Origin of the sequence: Flagellimonas flava (assembly GCF_050617915.1) — a bacterium.
Classification (GTDB): Bacteria; Bacteroidota; Bacteroidia; order Flavobacteriales; family Flavobacteriaceae; genus Flagellimonas; species Flagellimonas flava_A.
This window is the reverse complement of sequence record NZ_JBODQE010000020.1, coordinates 1-3,387: the sequence shown is the minus strand read 5'-3', so window position 1 is coordinate 3,387 and position 3,387 is coordinate 1. Positions and strand designations below refer to the sequence as shown.

Annotated in this window: 4 protein-coding genes; all 4 read left to right on the top strand. The window is 34.7% G+C overall.

The window, feature by feature from the left end:
- Positions 1-169: 169 nt before the first annotated feature.
- The 4 genes from ACRHOZ_RS20790 (at position 170) to ACRHOZ_RS20775 (ending at position 2,859) form a co-directional block, all read left to right on the top strand.
- Positions 170-763 (top strand): sigma-70 family RNA polymerase sigma factor, encoded by a 594-nt coding sequence (locus ACRHOZ_RS20790; RefSeq protein WP_431130151.1) that lies wholly within the window; start codon positions 170-172, stop codon positions 761-763.
- A gap of 89 nt (positions 764-852) precedes the next feature.
- A complete protein-coding gene (locus ACRHOZ_RS20785) occupies positions 853-1,098 on the top strand; it encodes a thioredoxin family protein (protein ID WP_093980795.1) in 246 nt (81 codons plus the stop codon).
- A 1-nt stretch (position 1,099) separates the two neighbouring features.
- On the top strand, positions 1,100-2,074 hold the full coding sequence (locus ACRHOZ_RS20780; RefSeq protein ID WP_093980796.1) for a permease: 975 nt from the start codon (positions 1,100-1,102) through the stop codon (positions 2,072-2,074).
- Between the two features lie 11 nt (positions 2,075-2,085).
- Complete coding sequence (locus ACRHOZ_RS20775; RefSeq protein ID WP_093980797.1) at positions 2,086-2,859, top strand: NAD(P)H-dependent oxidoreductase; 774 nt, start codon at positions 2,086-2,088, stop codon at positions 2,857-2,859.
- Positions 2,860-3,387 lie beyond the last annotated feature (528 nt).

Here is a 3,387-nt window from a genome sequence, read left to right as displayed (position 1 = left end):
ATTCTAATTACAATAATGTCAATGAACAAACTGATAACCAGTTGAAAATCAACTTATTTTAAGTGGACACTAGTGATATATTTATACAAATAAAAAATAATTATTTAAGTTTATATTATCAGACAAAAAGTTTTATAATAAATTGAAAATTAGATTTTTAAATACTAATATGAAGAAAGAATGTTGTGATATAAATGAAGTAGTTCAAGAATTCTATGATTTTTTAAAATTCTATATTTTAAAAAAAGTAAATGATGAAGTAATAGCTGAAGATATCGTTCAGGAGGTGATGATAAAGTTAATTGAATCACACCAAAAAGATATACAGGTTAAAAACATAAAAGCCTGGTTATTTCAAGTAAGCCGAAATACTATTTACGACTACTTCAAAAACAATAAACTAAACCACTTACTAGAATACAATAATACTTTAGTAGATAATGAAAATAATCTATTTGAACTTTCAGTTCATGATTTTATTATTCCAATGATACAGTTCCTACCAAAAAAATATGCTGAGCCTTTGTATTGGAGTGATATCGATAACATTCCACAAAATGTTATTGCGGAAAGATTAGGTTTAAGCCATTCAGGTGCAAAAATGCGGGTGCAACGAGCAAGAGTTAAACTTCGAGAACTATTTGTTGAATGTTGCAACATTGAATATGATGCTGAAGGAAATTTTGCAACTTTCACCGTAAAAGATTCTTGCACCCCATTAAAAAATCATCTCACTAAATATAAGAAAGAGAATAATTTATAGTTTCCGAAAAAATATTTTTTCAAAAGTTTGTGTCTTTTGACACCTTGGTTCAGACTACATAGTAAAGTTTAATCTTAAAAAATCATACTATGAGTACTGAAATCAAAATTCTACATTCTTCCTGCTGTGCAACCGGCTCACCCATCAAAGCACAATTAGAAAAAATTGCAGATGACAACAATCTTGATCTGAATATCGAGGAGCTGTCTGAAATGCAAGATACAATGGTTTATGGCACAATGAGCTTCCCCTCCCTGGTGGTGAATGGTCAGGTATATGACCTTAAAAAACTAAAGTCCGATGCCGATATTTTATCAGTGCTAAAACCTGCGTAAAATGGAAACAATTGAAAACTTACTTTCAAGACTTTCCAATTTAATTGTTTATGATTTATTAGGTTTAGAGAAAGCAGGGCTGTTTGCCACGGCCCTGCATTACTTTATCACAACCTTTATCCTCATATCAGTATTGGTAATAGTGGTAACCTATGTTATGGGTTTTGTGACCAATTATTTGCCAATGGATAAAATCAGAAACTATTTGGAGAGAAATAAAAAATCAGGACTAGGAAATGTACTGGCTTCTGCCCTAGGTGCCATAACCCCCTTTTGTTCCTGTTCTTCCATTCCTCTTTTTGTAGGGATGATGCAGGCACGAATTCCATTGGGAATTGCCCTCTCTTTTTTAATCACATCGCCCTTGGTCAATGAAATTGCGATTGCACTGTTCTGGGTGGCCTATGGTTGGAAAGTAACTGTTGTTTACATCATAACAGGTGTTTTACTTGGGGTTATTGGCGGTATTGTGTTGGAAAAGCTAAAAATGGAACAATATGTTGCAGACTGGCTAAAAAAGCTGGAAGTAAATTTTAAATCAGAGGTGAAAGATAAACGTTCCTTCTTTGCACGATTGTCTGAAATTCATACGGAAGCCGTTGAAACTTTAAAGAAACTGGTTCCTTATATTTTTATAGGTATCGCCATAGGTTCTTTTATTCACGGTTATGTACCGCAATCTTTTTTTGAGAAATATATTTCCGAAAGCAATCCATTTGCCGTGCCTATTTCAGTGTTGCTTGGCATTCCACTTTATATTGATGCTGTAGGCGTGCTTCCGGTTATTGAAACTCTGGTTGATAAAGGTGTGCCACTTGGAACGGCGATTGCCTTTATGATGGCCTCTATAGGTTTATCACTGCCAGAAGCACTTTTATTGAAAAAAGTAATGAAGCGAAAGTTAATTGTCACCTTTTTTGTCACACTCGGCATTGGGATGGTTATCTCGGGGTATTTGTTTAATCTAGTTTTTTAAAAATATTATAAATGAATATACTAATCGTTTACGCTCATCCAGAGCCTAAATCACTAAATGGAAGTATTAAAGACTTTTATTTCGATTACTTTAATGCACAAGGGAATCAAGTAAAGGTTTCAGATTTATATGCCATGAATTGGAAAGCTGTTGCCGATGGCAACGACTTTATCGAATATAACGAAAAGGAGCGATTGAACTATATGCAAAGTTCAGGTGCGGCATTTGCCAATAAAACACAAACACAAGATATTGGTCATGAACAAGAAAAATTGCTCTGGGCCAATTTTATTATTTTTCAATTCCCGCTATGGTGGTTTGGTATGCCAGCAATTATGAAAGGTTGGGTGGATAGAGTATTTGCCTTTGGGTTTGCTTATGGTACTGGTAAATACGGCGGAAAGTATTGGGGTAACCGATATGGCGATGGTACCCTTAAAGGTAAAAAAGCTATGCTATCTGTTACAATCGGCGGACGAAAACCCCAATATGAAGAAACGGGCATTAACGGTCATATAGACGACCTCTTATTTCCAATTCAACACGGAATGCTATGGTATGCAGGTATTAGTGTTATTCCTCCAGAAGTATTGTATCAGGCACATAGTATTTCTGAAAACGAGTTGAAAATTTACCTTGAAAAATTGAAAACTAAACTGGATAGTTTAGAAGATTACCCAGTAGTACCATATCGTTTTCAGAATCACGGAGACTATAATGACCAACAACAGCTAAAGCCTGAAAAACAAAATGGAAAAACGGGATTTTCTATACATCTAAAGTAAAGTGACTGTATAACTTAAAAGAAGTTTTAGATACAGAGTTTTCGTATTCGCTAAACATTGATCAATCATTCTGAAAGACCGTTATATTAATAAGAATATGGAGCTTGTTAATTAACTTTGAAAAAAGCATTATCACATCCATAGCATCTTTCACCCGAACACTTAAACCAAATCAATACGCTTAAACAATTTTTCTTAAACTGGTTTAAGTTTTAGGGGTTTTGATAATTATAAATTTGTCCTATTAGTATTAATCCACTATGACTCAGAAATACACACAACTATTTGTACGAATAACAATAGCTACGGCATTTTTATCTGCAGTGGCAGATCGTATAGGTTTATGGGGGGCTCCTGGCAGCAAATATGCCTCTTGGGGTAACTGGGAAAACTTCATGGCCTATTCCAATCAACTTAATTTTTTTGCTCCAGACCTATTAAAAGAGCCATTGTGGATAGGGCGGTCAATGTATACCACCTGCGGCGGATGAAAGTGAGCAGTGCAAATCAAGTGCACGAGATCGACTC